Annotated in this window: 20 protein-coding genes; 14 read left to right on the forward strand and 6 right to left on the reverse strand. The window is 76.3% G+C overall.

Annotated features, from left to right (window positions below; all coding sequences use genetic code 11):
- Positions 1–100 precede the first annotated feature (100 nt).
- The 3 genes from ACT7CP_RS14555 (at position 101) to ACT7CP_RS14565 (ending at position 1,962) form a co-directional block, all read left to right on the forward strand.
- The gene (locus ACT7CP_RS14555) at positions 101–478 is read left to right on the forward strand and encodes a biopolymer transporter Tol (RefSeq protein WP_445442747.1); all 378 of its coding nucleotides are present in this window, start codon (positions 101–103) and stop codon (positions 476–478) included.
- A 38-nt stretch (positions 479–516) separates the two neighbouring features.
- Positions 517–1,122 (forward strand): hypothetical protein, encoded by a 606-nt coding sequence (locus tag ACT7CP_RS14560; protein WP_445442748.1) that lies wholly within the window; start codon positions 517–519, stop codon positions 1,120–1,122.
- Between the two features lie 84 nt (positions 1,123–1,206).
- A complete protein-coding gene (locus tag ACT7CP_RS14565; RefSeq protein ID WP_445442749.1) occupies positions 1,207–1,962 on the forward strand; it encodes a ZIP family metal transporter in 756 nt (251 codons plus the stop codon).
- 57 nt (positions 1,963–2,019) lie between these two features.
- Here the strand turns inward: ACT7CP_RS14565 and ACT7CP_RS14570 are convergent, their stop codons facing one another.
- Positions 2,020–2,514 (reverse strand): MarR family winged helix-turn-helix transcriptional regulator, encoded by a 495-nt coding sequence (locus ACT7CP_RS14570; protein WP_413961715.1) that lies wholly within the window; start codon positions 2,512–2,514, stop codon positions 2,020–2,022.
- Between the two features lie 169 nt (positions 2,515–2,683).
- Between ACT7CP_RS14570 and ACT7CP_RS14575 the strand changes: the two genes are divergently transcribed.
- Together ACT7CP_RS14575 and ACT7CP_RS14580 are read left to right on the forward strand one after the other, a co-directional pair.
- Positions 2,684–4,519 (forward strand): MinD/ParA family ATP-binding protein, encoded by a 1,836-nt coding sequence (locus ACT7CP_RS14575; RefSeq protein WP_445442750.1) that lies wholly within the window; start codon positions 2,684–2,686, stop codon positions 4,517–4,519.
- 107 nt (positions 4,520–4,626) lie between these two features.
- On the forward strand, positions 4,627–5,961 hold the full coding sequence (locus tag ACT7CP_RS14580; RefSeq protein WP_445443995.1) for an MATE family efflux transporter: 1,335 nt from the start codon (positions 4,627–4,629) through the stop codon (positions 5,959–5,961).
- Between the two features lie 19 nt (positions 5,962–5,980).
- Here ACT7CP_RS14580 and ACT7CP_RS14585 read toward each other — a convergent pair whose 3' ends face one another.
- The 3 genes from ACT7CP_RS14585 to ACT7CP_RS14595 all read right to left on the reverse strand — a co-directional run bounded on the left by ACT7CP_RS14585 (position 5,981) and on the right by ACT7CP_RS14595 (position 8,390).
- A complete protein-coding gene (locus ACT7CP_RS14585) occupies positions 5,981–6,841 on the reverse strand; it encodes an aldo/keto reductase (RefSeq protein WP_445442751.1) in 861 nt (286 codons plus the stop codon).
- A 74-nt stretch (positions 6,842–6,915) separates the two neighbouring features.
- Entirely contained in the window at positions 6,916–7,878 is a 963-nt protein-coding gene (locus ACT7CP_RS14590; RefSeq protein ID WP_445442752.1) for a methyltransferase family protein, read from the reverse strand.
- Entirely contained in the window at positions 7,875–8,390 is a 516-nt protein-coding gene (locus ACT7CP_RS14595; RefSeq protein ID WP_445442753.1) for an ASCH domain-containing protein, read from the reverse strand. Before ACT7CP_RS14595 ends, ACT7CP_RS14590 begins: the two co-directional genes overlap by 4 nt.
- A 71-nt stretch (positions 8,391–8,461) precedes the next feature.
- On the opposite strand from ACT7CP_RS14595, the gene ACT7CP_RS14600 reads away from it, so the two are divergent.
- Together ACT7CP_RS14600 and ACT7CP_RS14605 are read left to right on the forward strand one after the other, a co-directional pair.
- Complete coding sequence (locus ACT7CP_RS14600; protein ID WP_445442754.1) at positions 8,462–9,025, forward strand: hypothetical protein; 564 nt, start codon at positions 8,462–8,464, stop codon at positions 9,023–9,025.
- 65 nt (positions 9,026–9,090) lie between these two features.
- A complete protein-coding gene (locus ACT7CP_RS14605) occupies positions 9,091–9,663 on the forward strand; it encodes a GNAT family N-acetyltransferase (protein WP_445442755.1) in 573 nt (190 codons plus the stop codon).
- On the opposite strand, the gene ACT7CP_RS14610 is transcribed toward ACT7CP_RS14605, so the two are convergent.
- Positions 9,660–10,178, reverse strand: a complete 519-nt coding sequence (locus ACT7CP_RS14610; protein ID WP_445442756.1) for a GNAT family N-acetyltransferase — start codon at positions 10,176–10,178, stop codon at positions 9,660–9,662. The two genes, ACT7CP_RS14605 and ACT7CP_RS14610, sit on opposite strands and share 4 nt — an antisense overlap.
- A 173-nt stretch (positions 10,179–10,351) precedes the next feature.
- On the opposite strand from ACT7CP_RS14610, the gene ACT7CP_RS14615 reads away from it, so the two are divergent.
- From ACT7CP_RS14615 to ACT7CP_RS14645, 7 genes are all read left to right on the forward strand, one after another.
- Positions 10,352–11,299 carry a DMT family transporter gene (locus ACT7CP_RS14615; protein ID WP_445443996.1) on the forward strand — a complete coding sequence of 316 codons (948 nt, stop codon included), beginning with the start codon at positions 10,352–10,354 and terminating at the stop codon, positions 11,297–11,299.
- Positions 11,300–11,308: 9 nt separating this feature from the next.
- The gene (gene nucS, locus ACT7CP_RS14620) at positions 11,309–12,004 is read left to right on the forward strand and encodes an endonuclease NucS (protein WP_307505706.1); all 696 of its coding nucleotides are present in this window, start codon (positions 11,309–11,311) and stop codon (positions 12,002–12,004) included.
- A 58-nt stretch (positions 12,005–12,062) separates the two neighbouring features.
- The gene (locus ACT7CP_RS14625; RefSeq protein ID WP_445442757.1) at positions 12,063–12,782 is read left to right on the forward strand and encodes an HAD family hydrolase; all 720 of its coding nucleotides are present in this window, start codon (positions 12,063–12,065) and stop codon (positions 12,780–12,782) included.
- Positions 12,783–12,895: 113 nt separating this feature from the next.
- The gene (locus tag ACT7CP_RS14630) at positions 12,896–13,357 is read left to right on the forward strand and encodes a MarR family winged helix-turn-helix transcriptional regulator (protein WP_307505700.1); all 462 of its coding nucleotides are present in this window, start codon (positions 12,896–12,898) and stop codon (positions 13,355–13,357) included.
- A gap of 84 nt (positions 13,358–13,441) precedes the next feature.
- Positions 13,442–14,299: a M56 family metallopeptidase gene (locus ACT7CP_RS14635; protein WP_445442758.1), complete on the forward strand. Its 858-nt coding sequence runs from the start codon at positions 13,442–13,444 to the stop codon at positions 14,297–14,299.
- Between the two features lie 244 nt (positions 14,300–14,543).
- The gene (locus ACT7CP_RS14640; RefSeq protein ID WP_445442759.1) at positions 14,544–15,653 is read left to right on the forward strand and encodes a VIT1/CCC1 transporter family protein; all 1,110 of its coding nucleotides are present in this window, start codon (positions 14,544–14,546) and stop codon (positions 15,651–15,653) included.
- 62 nt (positions 15,654–15,715) lie between these two features.
- On the forward strand, positions 15,716–16,387 hold the full coding sequence (locus ACT7CP_RS14645) for a HEAT repeat domain-containing protein (RefSeq protein ID WP_445442760.1): 672 nt from the start codon (positions 15,716–15,718) through the stop codon (positions 16,385–16,387).
- Here ACT7CP_RS14645 and ACT7CP_RS14650 read toward each other — a convergent pair.
- On the reverse strand, positions 16,384–17,280 hold the full coding sequence (locus ACT7CP_RS14650) for an alpha/beta fold hydrolase (protein WP_445442761.1): 897 nt from the start codon (positions 17,278–17,280) through the stop codon (positions 16,384–16,386). The genes ACT7CP_RS14645 and ACT7CP_RS14650 overlap by 4 nt on opposite strands.
- Positions 17,281–17,420: the final 140 nt, after the last annotated feature.

A 17,420-nucleotide genomic window follows, 5' to 3' on the forward strand; every position in this document is an offset into this window, starting at 1 on the left:
GCTGACGGCGGCGGGATCCGAGGGCCGGGGCGTGCGTGCGCCCCGGCCCTCGCGCGTCCGGGGGCGGTGCGGTCCGCGCCGCGGGGGCTAGCGTCGGGGGATGAGCGAGCAGCCCGCGGATCCCGATGACGCGGGCCCCGGCGACGGCCCCGGGAACGGCTCCGGCGACGGCTCGACCGACGACGAGCGCTGGCTGGTCGTGGGCGGGCGGCGGTGGCCGCGCACGGATCCGTCGCTGCCGACCGACCTCGTGGCGGCCCTGAAGTCGCACCTCGGCCGCGGCCGGTCGGGCGTGGGCGCCGCGAAGCGCCGGGGCGACGAGGACGCGGTGGCCGCCGCCCGCACGCGCGTGGGCCTCGCCAAGCACGGCCTCGGCGAGCGCGGACCCCGCTGGTGGGACGAGCCCGAGGACGCGCGCCTCGAGCGGGCCCGCGAGGCGCTGCGGGATCTCGACGCGCTGGACGACCCGGCGACCTGACGCGCGCGCCCCGTCCGCCCGCAGGGCAGGCTGGACGCATGCAGCTCTACTCCGCGCTCCCCCTCGTCCGCGCCCGGCAGATCGCGGCCGACACCGCGGCGCTCGCGGGCATCGTCGTCTCGGTGCTCGTGGGGATCGCCGTGGCCGCCCTCATCCGCCCGCTCGCCGACCTCGGCCGCAGCATGGAGACCTCGGGGGCGCAGTTGCGCGGATCCATGACCGACGCGGCCGACGCGCTCGGCCGCGTCCCGCTCGTGGGCGACGCCGCGCGCGGGCCGTTCGAGGACGCGAGCGGGATCGGCACCGGCCTCATCGAGGCGGGGCGCGACCAGCAGGCGCTCGTCGGCACGATCGCGCTCGTGGTCGGGATCCTCGTGGCCCTCGTGCCGATCGCGTTCATCGTGCGCCACTGGCTGCTCCGCCGCGTCTCGTTCGTGCGGCGCGCGGCGGCGGCCCGCTCGCTCGCCGCGACACCCGGCGGCACCGAGCTGCTCGCGCTCCGCGCCCTCTCGTCGCGGAAGCCGGCGGCCCTGCTGAAGGCGCACCCGGATCCGGTCGCCGCCTGGCGCGCGGGCGACCCCCGCGTGGTGCGCCAGCTCGCCGACCTGGCGCTCCGCGACGCGGGGGTGTCGGCCGTCCGCTGACCGGCCGTCCGCTGATCGGCTCCCGCCACGCCCGAGCGGGTCGCGGCCGGACGGGCGGACCCCACCAGGAGCATCCTCGGAGGCATGTCGCCTCTCCTCCTGGCCGGGCTCGCCGGTCTGCTCTCGGGTCTCTCGCTCGTCATCGGATCCCTCGTCGCCTGGTTCGTGAAGGTGCCGCGCGAGGTCGTCGCGCTCGTGATGGCGTTCGGCGCCGGCGTGCTCATCTCCGCGCTGTCGTTCGACCTGGTCGACGAGGCGGCCACGAGCGGCGGCGTCGTGCCCACCATCGCCGGGTTCGTCGCGGGCGCGGTCGTCTACGTGGTGCTCGACCAGATCCTCGAGCACGGCGGGTTCCGGCGGAAGCAGCACCGGCGGAAGGGCGGGCCGGGTGCGGCGGGCGCCTCGGGCGGCACCGGGGTGGGGATCGCGCTCGGCGCCCTGCTCGACGGCGTGCCCGAGACGGCCGTGCAGGGCCTCAGCCTCACGGGCGGCGGTGCGCTCAGCGTGGGCGTGCTCGTGGCGGTCGTCATCTCGAACTTCCCCGAGGGCATGTCGAGCACGGCCGACCTCAAGGAGTCCGGCCGCGGCGCGCGCTACGTCTTCGGGCTCTGGACCTCCATCGCCGTCATCTGCGCCCTCTCGTCGCTCGGCGGGTACGCGCTGCTCGGCGGCCTGCCGGAGAGCGGGCAGTCGGTCGTGATGGCGTTCGCGGCCGGGGCCATCCTCGCGATGATCTGCGACACCATGATCCCGGAGGCGTTCCGCAAGGCGCAGGCGCTCACCGGCCTCGTGACGGTGCTCGGGTTCGTGGCGAGCTACGCGGTGCACCAGGCGGGGTGATCGCCCGCGACGGCGGCGACCGCGACCGCGTCCCCGACCGCCGGAGCGGCGCCGGGATCAGGCGTCGGCGGGACGGTCGCGCGGCGAGACGTTGAAGCGGTGCAGCAGGCCCGCGAGCTGCTCGACCTCGGGGGTGTCCCACCCGGACAGCCGGTTCTGCAGGCGCTCCCGCGTGCCCGCGCGCACCTGCTCGAGGCGCTCCTCGGCGAGCGGCGTGAGGCTGAGGATGGTGGAGCGGCGGTCCTCGGGATCCGGCTCGTCCTGCACGAAGCCGGCCTCGCGCAGGACGCGGAGGTGCCGGCTGACCGAGCTCTTGTCCATGAGGAGGCCCGTCGCGACGGCGCCGGCGGACACGGGCCCGGCCGTGCGGATCCAGCGGGCGACCGCGAACGCGCCCGGCTGGAGGTCGGGGTGGAAGACGGCCGCCTCCTCGATGCGCAGCGAGCGGATCGACATGAGCAGGGCGCCGAGCTCGGTCGCCACCGACGAGACGGCGGCCTCGCGGTCGTCGGGCGCGTCCGCGGGGCGGTCGGAGGAGGGAGCCGGGATCACGTGCCGACCCTAACCGACGGTCATCCGTGCATCCGGCACGGGAGAGGAGCGCGCGGGGACGCGAGGTCGGCCGGTGGGGCGCGGGGTGGCGGCGATCCCGGCGATCCGGCCGCGGCACCGCCCCCTGGTAGCCTCGTCCGCGCAGGCGGGGATGACGAAGGCGAGCCACATGACCGACGACACGCACGACACCGGCCACCGCGAGGGTGGGGCGTCGGAGCCTCCCCTCCTCAGCCGCAGGGAGCTGCGCCGCCGCCAGCAGGAGATGGAGCAGGACCGCTCGGGCGACGCGTCGGGTGACGCGCACCGCTGGGTGGATCCGTTCCCCGCCGTCCCTCGCACCTCCGAGGGCGGCCTCTTCGGTCCCGACCGGGTCCGGCCGGGATCCCCCGACGTCGCCCCCGGCGAGGACTCCGCGCCCGCCGACGACGACGAGTCCGACGGCATCGACGACCTGGCGCCCTCCGCCCCCGCCTCCGCCTCCGAGGACGCGGAGACCGAGACGGAGGACACGGACGAGGTCGAGATCGTCGGCACGCACGCGTTCGACGAGCTGTTCGTCGAGGACGAGCGCGAGGCCGAGACGGACGCCGCGGAGGACGCGGACGACGCGGCCGAGGAGCTCCCCGAGGGCGCCGACGCGGGCGCTCCCGCGGACGACGCCTCCGCCGCCCCCTCCCCGTTCGACGCGGTCGTCGCTCCCGAGGCCGGATCCGCGTGGACCGTGCCCGCCCCGCACGTCGTGAACGCGCACCCCTTCCGCATGCCGCTGCGCCCGAGCGCGGAGTCGGCCGCCGCGACGTCCGCCGAGCCGGCACCCGCCGCGGTCGCCGCCGCGCCCGAGCCGGCCCTCCCCGAGCCGGCCGCCGCATCCGCATCCGCCGCCGAGCCGCAGCCGCAGCCCACCCCGGTCGCCTCCCTCCCCGCCGCCCCCGACGACGCCGACGAGCCCGCCGACGCCCGCCGCCCCGGCACCGACCTCACGGCGTTCCCCGACGCGGATCCGCACCGCTACGTCATGCGCACCCCGCGCGCCGACGCCGCCACGAGCGCCCTCACCCTCTTCCCCGAGCAGAGCGGCCAGCGCCCGCCGCGCGGCCCGGTCGTCGCGCGCACCGGCTTCCGCGGCTTCGTCAACTCCGTCACGGGCGGCGTCTTCAAGATCGGCCCCGGGCCCGAGGAGGCTGCCGCGAATGCCGAGGTCGCGCGTCGCGAGGGCGACGAGCGCGTCATCCGCCAGGCCACCTGGTCGCGCGCGGTCAGCGTGCTGGTCGCCAACCGCAAGGGCGGCGTGGGCAAGACGCCCACGAGCCTCATCCTCGGCGGCGTGCTCGGCTCCATCCGCGGCGGATCCGTCGCCGTGGTCGAGGTCACCGACGACCCGGGCGCGCTCGGCTACCGCGCCGAGGGCCAGCCCCAGCGCGGGCTCGGCGAGCTCGTGCGCGACCGCGACGAGATCCACAGCGCCGGCCAGCTCGCCGGCTACACCGCGCCCCAGACGAGCTTCGCCTCGGTCGTCGCGTCCGTCGGGCCGCGCCGTGAGCTCACGGGCGAGGACGTCGTGGGCGTCGCCCGCCTCATCGACGAGTACTACGCGGTGCGCGTGATGGACTCCGGCAACCAGCCGTCGTCGTCCGCCTTCCGCGGCGCCATCGAGGTCACCGACGTGCTCGTCGTCCCCGTCCTCAACGCGGGCGACGCCGTGCTCGAGGCGGTCGCGCTGCTCGACTTCCTGCGCGAGCTCGGCGGCCACGCGGCGATGCTGGCCGACAACGCCGTCATCATCCGCCTGCACGACGGACGCCCGGAGGACCCCGCGGTCGTCGCGCGCATCGACCGGATCCTCGACGACGCCCGCCCCGCGCAGATCTTCACGGTGCCGTACGACGCGCACATCGCGGAGCGCGGACCGATCTCGCTCGGCTCGCTCGGCCCCGAGGCCCTGCGCGCCTTCACGTCCGCGGCTGCCGGCGTCGTGCAGCGCCTCGCGCACGCGGTCCGCTGACGGGCGCGTCCCGCGACCCGGGCGCCGGGCAGCCCGGGAGCGGGCGCGGGCCCGGGTCCGTCCGGCGCCCGCGGGTCCGGCGCCCGCTCGACCGCGAGATCCTCGCGCTGGCCGTCCCGGCGCTCGGCGCGCTCGTGGCCGAGCCGCTGTTCCTCCTCACCGACACCGCGCTCGTCGGCCACCTCGGCAGCGCGCCGCTCGCGGGCCTCGGCATCGCGAGCGTGATCCTGCAGACGATCGTCGGCCTCCTCGTCTTCCTCGCCTACGCGACCACGCCCACGGTCGCGCGGCGGCTCGGCGCCGGTGACCGGCCGGGCGCGATCCGGGCGGGCATCGACGGCCTGTGGCTGGCGCTCGCGCTCGGCGCGGTGGTGCTGGTCGTGGGCCTCGCGGTCGCGGATCCGCTCGTGCGCGCCCTCGCGGACACCGGCGGGGCCGACGCGGATCCGGCGGCGACCGCCCAGGTGATCGACGCCGCCCGCACCTACCTCGGCATCTCGCTCGCCGGCATGCCCGCGATGCTCCTCGTGATCGCCGCGACCGGCCTCCTCCGCGGCCTCCAGGACACGCGCACCCCGCTCGTCGTCGCGGTGTGCGGGTTCGCGGCGAACGCGGCCCTCAACGCGCTCCTCATCTACGGGCTCGGGCTCGGCATCGCCGGATCCGCATGGGGCACCGTCGTCGCGCAGTGGGGCATGGCCGCGGTGTTCGTCGCGATCGCCGTGCGGGCCGCCCGGGCGACCGGCGCGACCCTGCGCCCCGGCCTCCGCGGGGTCGCGCGCTCGGCGGCGTCCGGCGGCTGGCTGCTGCTCCGCACGGCGTCGCTCCGGGCGGCGATCCTCGCGACGGTCGCGGTGGGCGCGGGGCTCGGGGTCACCGGGCTCGCGACCCTGCAGATCGCGCTCACGCTCTTCTCGACGATCGCGTTCGTGCTCGACGCGCTCGCCATCGCGGGCCAGGCCCTCGTCGGCCACGGCCTCGGCGCGGACGACGTGCCGCGGGTGCGCGCGGTCGCCCGCCGCCTCGTGCAGTGGGGCGTCGGCCTCGGCGCGATCCTCGGCCTCGGGCTCGCCGCCCTCTCACCGCTGCTCGGCCCGGTCTTCACGGGCGATGCGGGGATCCACCGCATGCTCACCGCCGTGACCCTCGTGCTCGCCGTCGGCCTCCCCGTCGCCGGGTACGTGTTCGTGCTCGACGGCGTGCTCATCGGCGCAGGGGACGCCCGGTACCTCGCGCTCGCGGGGGTCGTGAACCTCGCGGTCTACGCGCCCGCGCTGATCCTCGTGGCGTGGCTCACCGGGACCGGCCGCGTCGCCGGCACCCCCGCCCTCCTCGCGCTGTGGGCGGCCTTCGGCCTCGTCTACATCGGCGCCCGCGCGCTCACGCTCGGCCTCCGGGCGCGCGGCGACCGGTGGATCGTGACGGGGATCGCGCGGGCCTGACGCCCGCGGTGCGCGCGCGTCAGTACATCGCGAGCGGACCCGCCCCCGACGGCCCCGGGAACGCGCGGTCGAGCGCGGTGAGCGTCTCCTCCGGGATCACCAGGTCGAGCGCGGCGCGGTTCTCCGCCACGTGCGCGGGCGTCGCGGCCTTGGCGGTCGCGAAGACGTGCGGCGCCTGACGCACGACCCACGCGAGCGCGAGCTGGCCGGCGCTCACGCCGAGGGGCGCGGCGAGGGCGGCGAGCGTCGGATCCGTCGCGAGCCGACCCTGGTCGAGCGGCGAGTAGGCCATGACGGGCATGCGCCGGTCGCGGGCCCAGGGGATCACGTCGTGCTCGGGCCCGCGCTGGGCGAGGTTGTACAGCACCTGGTCGGTCTGCGCGGCGTCGCCGCCGGGGATCGCGGCGAGCTCCTCGAGGTCGTCGCCGTCGAGGTTGCTGACGCCCCACGCGCGGATCAGCCCCTCCTCCACGAGCTCCTGCATCGCGGCGACCGTGTCGGCGAGGGGGTGGGATCCGCGCCAGTGCAGCAGGTAGAGGTCCAGCCGGTCGGTGCCGAGGCGCGCGAGGCTGCGGCGGGCCGCCTCGCCCGTGCCGCGGCGGGACGCGTTCGACGGCAGCACCTTGCTGATGAGGAGGACCTCGTCGCGGCGGCCGGCGATCGCCTCGCCGACGAGCTCCTCGGATCGCCCGCTGCCGTACATCTCGGCGGTGTCGATCGCGGTGAGGCCCGCGTCGATCCCGGCGCGCAGGGCGTCGAGCTCGGTGGACCGGGCGGCGCGGTCGTCGCCCATGTTCCAGGTGCCCTGCGCGAGGGCGACGGCGGTGCGGCCGTCGGGGAAGGTGGTCGTGGGGATCTCGGTGTCAGCCATCCCGTCCATCCTGCGCCGATGCCGTGCGAGCGGCCTGGGCGATGGCGGCCAAGGCGGAGCGCACCCGTGCGCAGCGGCGCGGGTCAGCGCCCGCGCGGCGTCGCCTCCACGCCCGGGAACCGCGGCACCCAGCAGCGCACGGCATCGCGGTAGCGGCGGAAGGCGTCGCCGAAGCGGGCCTCGAGGTCGGCCTCCTCGCCCGGCCGCACGATGTGGTTCCACAGCGACGAGCCGATGACGGCGTAGGCGACGACGAGCCAGGATCCGAGGATCAGCCCGACCGCGGCCGCCTGCGTCACGCCCGCGAGCGCCATCGGGTTCCGGACGAAGCGGTACGGGCCGGCGATGACGAGCCGCGTCGCGGTCGCGGCCGGGAGCGGGGTGCCGCCGCCGCGCGTCGACATGGCGGCCGCCGACCAGATCCCGAGCGCGCTCGCGAGCACCAGCACCGCGATCCCCACGGACGGCACCACGGCGGCCGGCACCCCCGCGGGCAGCGGCATCGCGACCCGCCAGCGCAGCTCGAGCCAGCGGATCGCGAGCGGCACGACGACGAGGAAGAAGCCCCAGAACACGACGATCTGGAGGGCCGTCGCGAGGACGTGCCGCGAGGTGGCGGCGTCCGCGTCGGCCGGGCGCGCGGCGAACGGGCCGATGAGCGCCCACCGCGTCGGGAGGCGGCCGAGGAGCAGCAGGGCGCAGGCCACGAGGGATCCGAGCGCGGCCGCCGCCATGACCACCACGCCGATCCCCGCCTCGGTCGTCACGGTCGCGTACCCGGCGAGCGCGACGGCGACCACGAGCGTCCACCCGGCGGCGACCACGGCGGCCCACCGGATCCCGGCCGCGGCGAGCGCCGACCCCACCACGAACAGCGGGACGTCGAGGAGGGCGACGGGCAGCGGATCCAGCGAGCCGAGCGTCGCGACGCGCACCGCCGGGATGGTCGGCACGGCCACCCACCACGCGGCACCGCCGAGCGCCTGCGCCGCGAACCAGAGGCGGGCCCACGTGCGCGCGGTCGGTGCGCGCCCCGTGCGCGTCACCGCGGGTCCGCTTGCTCCGGCGGCCAGACGACGGAGAAGCGCTCGAAGACGATCTCCTCGTCCTCCGACCACACGGCCCCGCGGGCCGCGCTCACGCGCTCCCAGTAGACGCGGTGCTGCGTGCGCCAGCTCTCGAGGGAGAGGTCGTCCTCGCCCTCGTCGTGCGCGAAGGCGGCGTCGGCGCTCGTGAAGGGGCCGACGCGGAGCTCGGTGCTGCGGATCACGATGCGCGGCGCCCCGGTGCTGTCGCAGGCGATCCAGTGCGAGCCGATCCGCGGCACCTCGTCGCCGCGCGCCAGGAAGTCGGCGACCAGCTCGGCGGTGGCGCGCTTCCGGCCGGACAGCACGATCCCGAGCAGCTCGTCGGCCAGCCGGGCGTGGTCGCCGAAGTGCTCGACCGTGTGCTCGGGCCCCGCGGCGACGGCCTGCGGGTGCGCCTCGGCGTACGCGGCCCACATGCGCGCGGCCGCGTCGAGGTCGGGCGGGGAGACGGGCGCGGTCGGGTCGCTCATGGCTCCGATGCTCCCACGCGGACGGGCGACGGCCGGGCGCGGCGGACGTCCGGCGCACCTAGCCTGATCCCGTGACCGACCGCCATCGCCCGCCCGCCCGCCGCTCCCGCCGTGACCGGACGGGCGACGCGGACCCCGACCGCCGCCGCCCCGACGCCGAGCAGCGGTCCGAGGCCCTGAAGGAGCGGATCTACGTCACGTTCACCGCGCTCGCGGTGACCATCGCGACCGCGCGCGACACCGAGCACGCGACCGTCGGCGCGGCTGCCGCCACGCTCCTCCTCACGGTCGTCGGCACGCTGCTCGCGGTGTCGGTCGCCGAGTTCATCGCGCAGATGGTGCGCGACGGCGAGGTGCCCGACCGCCGCGACGTCGGCCACATCCTCTACGTGTGCGCGAGCTCGCTCGGCGTACTGCCCGCGCCGCTGGCGATCCTCGGCCTCTCCGCCCTCGGGGTCCTCGACCTCACCGCGGCCCTGCGGATCATCGCGATCGTGCTCGTGGCGACGCTCGTGCTCGTGACGCTCCTCGCGGTCCGCCGCCTGCGCGTGGGGATCGGCGTCAAGCTCCTGGTGCTCGCGGGCGTCGCGGCGCTCGGCGTGGCGGTGCTGGTGGTGGAGCTGGCCGTCCACTGATCCGCTCGGCATCCGGTCGCGGTGCGCTCAGCCGCCCCGGGCGGCGCCCGACGTAGCGTGACCGCATGACCGCGTCGCCGCTCCCCGAGCTCCTCGAGACCGCCCGCCTGCGGCTGCGGCCGCTCGGCCCGTCGGACGTCGACGTCGTGCACCGCCTGTGGGCCGAGCGCGATCCTCGCCTCCCGGCGCACCGCCGCATCGACGACGAGGGGCGCCCCACGCGCGAGGAGGTCCGGGACCGCCTGACCGTGCAGCGGGAGGAGTCGCTGCGCACGGGGATCGGGCTGCTCGCGATCGAGCGGCGGGACGCGGCCGGTGTCATCGGCTACTGCGGCCTGGTCGTCGGCAGCGCCTGCCTGGAGGAGCCCGAGCTGGCGTTCGAGCTGCTGCGGTCGGCGCACGGCGCGGGGATCGCGACCGAGGCGGCGTGCGCCGTCGTCGACGCCGCCCGCGCGACGGGCCGCACCCGGCTGTGGTCCACCGTCCGCCGGTGGAACTCCGCGTCCGCCCGGGTGCTCACGAAGGCCGGCTTCGCGGACAGCGGCAGGATCACCGCGGATCCCGAGCACGGCGACCTCGTCTGGATGACGCGCGACCTGCGCGAGGCCTCGGCCGAGACCCCGGCCGCCGGCGCCTAGCCGTCCCGCCGCTCCCAGCGGACCTCGCCGTCGACCCGCACGTCCGTCGGCGCGAGCCCGAGCCGCGACGCGACGGCCCGCGACGCCGCATGATCCGGGCGGATGTGCGCCCGCACGATCCCCACGCCGTCCGCCCCCAGCCACGCGACCACCGCCGCCGCGCACTCGGCCGCCGCGCCCGCGCCCTGCGCCGCCGTCCCCACGAGCCACGCGACCTCGGCCACGCGCCCCCCGCCCTCGACGGTCACGGTCGCCTGCACGAACCCCGCGGCCCGACCCGACGCCAGCTCCCGGAGGACCCAGACGAGCCAGCGCGCGGATCCGTCCGGCGAGCGCCCCGCCGCCTGCCGCGCTAACCGCTCCCGCAGCACGTCCGGCGTCGGCGGCTCGCCCCCGGTGTAGCGGTACAGCGCCGGATCCGCGAGCACCCCGACCATCTCCCGCGCGTGCCCGACCACCAGCGGCTCGAGCGCGAACCGCCCCGTCACGAGCACGGTGGCGGGCGACGTCGTCATCGCCCGATGCTCCCACGCATCCACGCCGATACAGTGGCGACGTGACACCCCGCGGCGCCCCGACGCCCTCCGCCTCCGCCGCCGCTCCCGCCTCCCCCGCCGCCGCTCCCGCCTCCCCCGTCGCCGCGCTCGCGGCTCCCGGCGGCCGCCGCATCGCCGTGCAGTTCGCCGCGATGGGCACCGTCTGGGGCGCGAGCTTCCTCTTCATGAAGGTCGCGCTCGAGGGCGTGTCCTTCGGCCAGGTGTCGTGGACCCGGCTCGTGCTCGGCGCGATCGCGCTCGGCCTCATCGTCGCGGCCCGCCGCCTGCCGCTCCCGAAGGAGCGCGTCGTGTGGCTGCACTTCGCGGTCGTCGGCGTTGTGGGATCCGCCATCCCGTACTCGCTGTTCGCCTGGGCCGAGCAGCACGTCACCTCGGGCGTCGCGAGCATCTACAACGCGACCACGCCGATCATGACCGCCCTCCTCGCCACGCTCGCCTTCCGCGTCGAGAAGCTGGGCCGCCGTCAGCTCGCGGGGATCGCCGTCGGGATCGCCGGCGTCGTCGTGATCATCGGACCGTGGCGCCTCGCCCCGTCCGCGGAGGCCGCCGCGTCCGGCCAGCCGCTCCTCGAGCTCGCGGGCCAGCTCGCGTGCCTCGGCGCGGCCGTCTGCTACGGCATCACGTTCAGCTACCTGCGCCGGTTCCTCACCCACCGCGGCATCCCGGGCGTCGTCACGGCCTTCATGCAGATCGGCATGGGCGCCGCCGCGATGATCCTCGCCACCCCGTTCCTCGCCACCGGCCCCGTGCAGCTCGACCTCCCCGTCGTGCTCAGCCTCGTGGTGCTCGGCGTGGTCGGCACGGGCCTCGCGTACCTCTGGAACATGAACGTGCTGCTCGCCTGGGGCCCCACCGCCACCTCGACGGTCACCTACATCACGCCCGTCGTCGGGGTCGCGCTCGGGATCCTCGTGCTCGGCGAGACCCTGCATTGGAACGAGCCCGCCGGCGCCGCCCTCGTGCTCCTCGGCGTGCTCCTCTCCCAGGGCCGCCGCCGCGCCGCCCGCCGGAGCGCGGCCACCGCAGCCGGCGCCGCCGCCCCGGCCGCCGCGGCGCGCACCCCTCCGACGCCCGGCTAGGCTCGCCGGGTGCGTCTCGTCATCGCCCGCTGCTCCGTCGACTACGCCGGCCGCCTCAGCGCGCATCTCCCCCTCGCCACCCGCCTCCTCATGGTCAAGGCCGACGGGAGCCTCCTCGTCCACTCGGACGGCGGCTCCTACAAGCCGCTCAACTGGATGAGCCCGCCCTGCACCATCGTCGAGGTCGAACCCGACGACGAGCAGGCGCTCGCGGGCGTCCGCGAGATCTGGCGCGTGGTGCAGCCGAAGACGGCCGACATGCTCGTCGTCTCGATCCACGAGGTGCTCCACGACTCCGCCCACGACCTCGGCATCGACCCGGGCCTCGTGAAGGACGGCGTGGAGGCCCACCTGCAGAAGCTGCTGGCCGAGCAGATCCACCTGCTGGGCGACGGCCACGAGCTCGTGCGCCGCGAGTACATGACGGCCATCGGGCCGGTCGACATCCTCGCGCGCGACGCCGCCGGCCGCTCGGTCGCGGTCGAGCTGAAGCGCCGCGGCGACATCGACGGCGTCGAGCAGCTCACCCGCTACCTCGAGCTGATGAACCGGGATCCGCACCTCGCGCCCGTCACGGGGGTGTACGCCGCGCAGGAGATCAAGCCGCAGGCCCGCACGCTCGCCGAGGACCGCGGGATCCGCTGCCTCCTCCTCGACTACGACGCGATGCGCGGCCTCGACGACGGCCACTCCCGCCTGTTCTGACCCGCGTCGCCCGGGCGGCTCCCGGCCGGCGCCCCGGCGAGGCTCGTAGGGTGTCACCGTGACCGCACCCGACACGTCCACCCCCACCGTCGCCGCCGCGGGCTCCGCGCCCTGGAGCTGCGTCCTCTTCGACCTCGACGGCACCATCACCGACTCGGCCCCCGGGATCACCGCGCAGCTCGCGAAGACCCTCGTCTTCATGGGCCTGCCCGTCCCCGCCCCGGCCCAGCTGCTCGAGTACGTGGGGCCGCCGATCCTCGACTCCTTCCGCGACCTCGCGGGCATGGACGACGCGGCCCAGCAGCGCGCGCTCGCCCACTACCGCGCGGGATACGCGGGCGGCGGCGTCTTCGACAGCTCGGTCTACGCGGGCGTGCCCGAGGTGCTCCGCGCGATCCGCGCGGCCGGCATCCCCCTCTCCCTCGCCACGAGCAAGCCCGAGTCGCAGGCCCGCCGCGTGCTCGACCACTACGGCCTCACCGACCTCTTCACGGAGATCTGCGGCGCCAGCGAGGACGAGGTGCGCTCCGCGAAGGCCGACGTCATCGAGGAGGCGCTCCGCCGGCTCCGCGAGGCGGGCGTCGACCTCGGCAACGTGGTGATGGTCGGCGACCGCGAGCACGACGTCCTCGGCGCGGCGGCCCACGGCATCCCGACGGTCATGGTCGGCTGGGGCTACGGCAGCCCGGCCGAGGCGGCGGGCACCATCGCGGTCGTCGAGACGGCCGCCGAGCTCGGGGCGATCCTCGTCCCCGAGGCCGCGCGACCCGCCGCCTGAGCCCCCGACTCCGAATCCCTCACAAGCAGGAGCCTTTCCACAGATCCGGCTGCGGACCCCCGATAGCCCCGGGGTTAGCAACACGGAGTGACAGAATGACCCGCGGAGGAACCATGTCAACACCGCAGGACCTGCAGGACCCGCTCGCGCTCGACAGGCAGGTCAGCTACTCGCTCGTCGTCGCCGCCCGCAGCGTGACCGCCCTCTACCGACCCATCCTCGACCCGCTGGGGCTCACCCACCCCCAGTACCTCGTGCTCCTCGCGCTCTGGGCGCGAGGGCCCCGCTCGGTCAAGGACCTCAGCCACGAGCTCCAGCTCGACAGCGCCACGCTCTCCCCGCTCCTCAAGCGGCTCGAGGCCATGGGCCACGTGTGGCGGGTGCGTCGCGCCACCGACGAGCGCGTCCTCGAGATCGGCCTCACCGACCAGGGGCGCGAGCTGCGCGAGAAGGCCGTGGACATCCCGCAGCGGATCCGCGACCGCCTCTCCATGACGGAGGAGCAGCTCGAGGCGCTGAAGGGCGTGCTGAGCCAGGTCATCGACAACGCGAAGGCCCTGCCCGAGACCATCTGACGGTCGTCCCGGCACCACCCGCACCACCCCCGTCGGCCGCGCCCTGCGCGCCGGCGTCCGCACCACCCGATCGGAGCGCGACCAGTGAGCGACACGGTCCGCGCGGTGCTCCTCCTGGAGTGCTACGTCACGGTCACGCTGCTCGCGCCGCTCCTCCTCGGTCGCCTGCCGCTCGTCGCCCAGCGGCCCGTCGCGATGCTCGCGGCGTGGCACGGGTTCCTCGTCACCGCGGTGCTCAGCCTGGGATCCGGGCTCGGGCTCCTCATCCACCAGGGCATGGCGCTGCAGGCCGGGGCGGCTCCCGAGCAGGCCGCGGTCGCCGCCGTGCCGCTCGCGTACGTGGCGGCGGGCGTGCTCGGGGTGCTGCTGTTCCGCATCGTGGAGGAGGGCGGCCGCGTCGTCCGGGAGGCCCGGCGGCGCGCGGGCGAGGTCGCCACGCTGCTGCTCGCGTCGCGGCCGTACCGGGTCGCCGGGCGGGACGCGCGCCTCGTCGAGTCCGACGTGCCGCTCGCCGCGCTCTCCCCCGCGACCGGCGTGATCCTCCTCACCACCGAGGCCCGCGCGCGCCTCGACGACGACGAGCTCGCCGCCGTCCTCGAGCACGAGACCGCCCACCTGGAGCAGCGGCACGCGCTCGCGGTGCGGCTCGCGCAGGTCTCTCGCGCGATCCTCCCGGCGCTGCCCGCGAGCCAGCGCCTCGCGCTCTCCACCACCATCGCCATCGAGTTCATCGCCGACGACCACGCGGCGCGCGTCGCCGGGGCGTCGACGGTCGCCTCGGCGCTCCGCAAGCTGGATCCCGACGGCGGCCTCTCCGCCCTCCGCGCCGACCGCCTGCGCCACCCCCGCGGCGGGCACCGGATCGCGCTGCGGCTGCTGTGCGCGGTCGCGTGCGCGCTGCCGGTGCTGCCCGTGGTCATCGTGCTGCTGCCGCCGGCCTGACCGCCCCACCGGCCCGCGTGGGGCCGTGCGATAGGGTCGACGGCGAAGGGGAGTAGTCCCCCCGGTCCTCGGACCGGACGGCGATGCGTCGACATGCTGGCCCCCGGGCCCGGTGCATCACCCGCCCCGGAGCACGAGCACGGCGGGCGGACGAGACCTTCGGCCAGACGAACGACAGGCGCGAATGCGCCGTCGCGTCGGCCGGAGCCCCCGTGCTCCCGGCCGTCGCCCGACCGGAGGACCCATGACCGCCATGCCCCCTGCCCGCACGCCCGATCCGACGCCCGCCCAAGTGCGCCGCTGGCGGCAGTACCTCGCCGACGAGCGCGCCGAGGCCGCCGTCTACCGCGACCTCGCCGGCCGTCGCACGGGTGAGGAGCGCGCGATCCTGCTCGCCCTCGCCGAGGCCGAGGGCCGCCACGCCGACCACTGGATCGAGCTCCTCGGCGACCGCGTCGGCAAGCCGGTGCGCGGCGACGTCCGCACGCGGATCCTCGGCGTCCTCGCCCGCCGCTTCGGCTCCGTCTTCGTGCTCGCGCTCGCCCAGCGCGCGGAGAGCCGCTCGCCGTACGCGGACGACGCCGACGCGACCGACGCCATGGCCGCCGACGAGCGCGTGCACGAGGAGGTCGTGCGCGGCCTCGCCACGCGCGGCCGGCTGCGCCTGTCCGGCACCTTCCGCGCGGCCGTGTTCGGTGCCAACGACGGGCTCGTGAGCAACCTCGCGCTCGTGCTCGGCATCACGGCCACGGGGGTCCCGAACGGGGTGATCCTCGCCACGGGCCTCGCGGGACTCCTCGCCGGCGCGCTCTCCATGGGCGCGGGCGAGTTCGTCTCCGTGCGGTCGCAGCGCGAGCTGCTCGAGGCGTCGGCCCCCGGCCCCGGCACGCGCGACGCCCTCCCCCACCTCGACGTCGACGCGAACGAGCTCGCCCTCGTCTACCGCGCCCGCGGCATGACCGAGGAGGAGGCGCTCGCCCACGCCGACGAGGTGCTGCACGACCTCGCCGCCGAGACCCGGCCGATCCCCGTCACCATCGCGGGCGTCGCCGCCTCCGACGACGAGCACGAGAGCGTCGGCACCGCCTGGGGCGCGGCCCTGTCGAGCTTCTGCTTCTTCGCGTCGGGCGCCGTGATCCCCGTGCTGCCGTACCTCTTCGGCCTGCAGGGGATCCTCGCCCTCGCCGTCGCGTGCGTGCTCGTCGCCGTCGCGCTGTCCATCACGGGCGCGGTCACCGGCCTCCTCAGCGGCGGCCCGCCGCTGCGTCGCGCAGCCCGCCAGCTCCTCATCGGGTTCGGCGCGGCCGGGGCCACCTACCTGCTGGGGCTCCTCTTCAACGCCGACATCTCCTGATCCCGCCTCCCGCCGCTCCCGGGCGGTGGGAGGCGCCCGCCGCAGCCGATACGGTGGAGCCCATGGCTGACGGAGATGACCCCCGCCGTCGCGAGGACTCCCTCGCGACGCGCATGAGCGACGCGGTGGCGCGCACGAGCGAGCGGGAGGTCGCCCTGCGGGCGATGGGCCTGCTGGACGGCCTCTACGAGGGCGACGACTTCCTGCTGCTGGTCGGCGGGCGCCACGCCCGCGGGATCCTCAACGGCGCGCCTCCCCTCTACTGGCCCGAGGCCTGGGGCGCCCGCGCGCTGCTCTACGCCTGGACGCCGGAGGCCGCGAAGGTCGTCGAGAAGAACCTCACCAACCGCGCCTGGCGCGTCCGCGAGGCCTGCGCCAAGGTCGTCGCGACCCGGCAGCTGCCGCTCGTCCGCGCCCTCACGGTGCTCGTCACCGACGAGAACGCCCGCGTCCGCGGCGCCGCCCTGCGCGCGCTCGGCGCCGTCGGCTCCCCCGCCGACGAGGAGGTCATCCGCCGCGCGCTGACCGACCCCGACACCTCCGTCCGCGTCGCCGCCCACGACGGCCTCGAGGCCCTCGCGGCCCGCCACGAGCAGGTCCTCTCCCCCGCCGGACGGCACGCGCAGGCCGCGGCCCAGGCGGGCGCCGTCACGGTGGACGTCGACGAGGACGAGGACGACACGGACGAGGACGGCGACATCGCGGCCGACGCCCCGGACGACGACCGCTCCTAGCGCCCGAGCCGCTCGCCGGGATCCTCCGGCAGCGACGCCAGGAAGTCCTCGACCAGCTCCGCGAAGAGGTCAGGCCGCTCGATCTGCGGCATGTGCCCGCAGTCGGGGATGAGCCGCGTGCGCGCGTCGGGGAGCTCCCGCGCGACGGCCGCGAGCTGCGACGGCGGGAGGATCCGGTCGCGGGCGCCCCAGACCGCGAGCACCGGCAGGCCCCACTCCCGCACGCCCTCCACGAGCGGCCGGCGCCAGCGCGAGCTGACCCCGCGGACCGTGCCGAGGTCGCGGGCGACGTCGAGCATCGTGGCCGCGTGCGATGGCCGGGCCGAGAGCTCCTGCGCGTGCCGCACCCGCTCGACGGTGGTGAGCGCCGGGTCGTGGAAGATCGTGCGGGTCGAGCGCCGGGAGTTGCCGGGCGTCGGGCGCATGAGCAGCGTGGCGAGCGGATCGAAGGCGAGCATGCGGAGCCCCACCGTCACCTGCCGGCCGAAGCCCGCGCTGTCGGCGAGCACGAGGGCGCGCACGCGGTCCGGGTGCCGAGTCGCGAGGGTCATCGCGACCGCGCCGCCGAGGGAGTTGCCCACCACCGCGACCGGCCCGCGCACCCCCGCCGCGTCGAGGTAGGCGGGCAGCGCGTCGGCGAGGGACTCGAGCGTGGTCGGGCCGGCGACGGGATCCGACCAGCCGAAGCCCGGCAGGTCCAGGCTGTGCAGCTCGTGGTGCGCGGACAGGCGCGCGTGCTGCTCGTCCCAGTCCTCGAGGCTGCGGCCGATGCCGTGCAGGAGGAGGACCGGATCCCCGGTGCCGGTCACGCGGTGCCGCACCCGGCGGTCGCCGACGTCGAGCATCGCGGTGCCCGGCGCGCGGAGCGGATCGACGTCCCCCGGTGCGGCCATGCCGCGACCCTATCGAGATCCCCTGCCCGGGGGATTCCCGCGATGTCGGGAGGAGGTGCGACGATGGAGGGGCTGCGCATCGCAGCGCTTTCCCCGTCGCCCGGAGCCACGAGCCCGCCCGACGTGAGGCGATCCACCGA

It is taken from the genome of Clavibacter rahimiani, from assembly GCF_052654495.1.

Excerpts from the sequence above, each read along its gene's own strand:
- ACT7CP_RS14630 (WP_307505700.1), top strand. The coding sequence starts at position 12,896 with ATGTCAACACCGCAGGACCTGCAGGACCCGCTCGCGCTCGACAGGCAG.
- ACT7CP_RS14645 (WP_445442760.1), top strand. The coding sequence starts at position 15,716 with ATGGCTGACGGAGATGACCCCCGCCGTCGCGAGGACTCCCTCGCGACG.
- ACT7CP_RS14575 (WP_445442750.1), top strand. The coding sequence starts at position 2,684 with ATGACCGACGACACGCACGACACCGGCCACCGCGAGGGTGGGGCGTCG.
- ACT7CP_RS14610 (WP_445442756.1), bottom strand. The coding sequence starts at position 10,178 with ATGACGACGTCGCCCGCCACCGTGCTCGTGACGGGGCGGTTCGCGCTC.
- ACT7CP_RS14555 (WP_445442747.1), top strand. The coding sequence starts at position 101 with ATGAGCGAGCAGCCCGCGGATCCCGATGACGCGGGCCCCGGCGACGGC.
- ACT7CP_RS14615 (WP_445443996.1), top strand. The coding sequence starts at position 10,352 with ATGGGCACCGTCTGGGGCGCGAGCTTCCTCTTCATGAAGGTCGCGCTC.
- ACT7CP_RS14565 (WP_445442749.1), top strand. The coding sequence starts at position 1,207 with ATGTCGCCTCTCCTCCTGGCCGGGCTCGCCGGTCTGCTCTCGGGTCTC.
- ACT7CP_RS14595 (WP_445442753.1), bottom strand. The coding sequence starts at position 8,390 with ATGAGCGACCCGACCGCGCCCGTCTCCCCGCCCGACCTCGACGCGGCC.
- ACT7CP_RS14605 (WP_445442755.1), top strand. The coding sequence starts at position 9,091 with ATGACCGCGTCGCCGCTCCCCGAGCTCCTCGAGACCGCCCGCCTGCGG.
- ACT7CP_RS14650 (WP_445442761.1), bottom strand. The coding sequence starts at position 17,280 with ATGGCCGCACCGGGGGACGTCGATCCGCTCCGCGCGCCGGGCACCGCG.
- ACT7CP_RS14585 (WP_445442751.1), bottom strand. The coding sequence starts at position 6,841 with ATGGACGGGATGGCTGACACCGAGATCCCCACGACCACCTTCCCCGAC.
- ACT7CP_RS14640 (WP_445442759.1), top strand. The coding sequence starts at position 14,544 with ATGACCGCCATGCCCCCTGCCCGCACGCCCGATCCGACGCCCGCCCAA.
- ACT7CP_RS14560 (WP_445442748.1), top strand. The coding sequence starts at position 517 with ATGCAGCTCTACTCCGCGCTCCCCCTCGTCCGCGCCCGGCAGATCGCG.